This is a genomic window from Mesorhizobium sp. M7A.F.Ca.CA.004.12.1.1, assembly GCF_003997835.1.
Taxonomy (GTDB): domain Bacteria; phylum Pseudomonadota; class Alphaproteobacteria; order Rhizobiales; family Rhizobiaceae; genus Mesorhizobium.
Map to the genome: position 1 here is coordinate 1 of NZ_RZRK01001544.1, position 401 is coordinate 401.

A 401-nucleotide genomic window follows, 5' to 3' on the forward strand; every position below is an offset into this window, starting at 1 on the left:
GCAACAGTTCGTTGTTGTCGACCTCGAGCCGCGCATTGTAGGTGACGACGCCGTCGGTGGTGACCGAGGCATAGGAGATGTCGCGGATCTCGGCATCGAACGGCCGCTCGGGGAACGCATCCACGGTGAAGCGGGCATGCTGGCCTGACTTGACCGCGCCGATGTCGGCCTCGTCGACCGCCGCCACCAGTTCCATGTTCCTGAGATCGGCGGCGATGATGAACAGCACCGGCGCCTGCAGCGAAGAGGCGACCGTCTGGCCGGGATCGACCGAGCGCGTCAGCACGATGCCGTCGATCGGCGCATAGATGGTGCTCTTGGCAAGGTCGGTCTGCTGCGCCTTGAGGTCGGCCTGGGCGATGGCGAGGTTGGCCTGCGCGCTGTCGAGCGCTGCCTTGGAA

General features: G+C 65.8%; 1 protein-coding gene. It reads right to left on the bottom strand.

Annotated elements, in window-relative coordinates; all coding sequences use genetic code 11:
- A partial coding sequence (locus tag EN984_RS37480) for an efflux RND transporter periplasmic adaptor subunit (protein WP_127384493.1) occupies positions 1-401 on the bottom strand: 401 nt, incomplete at both ends.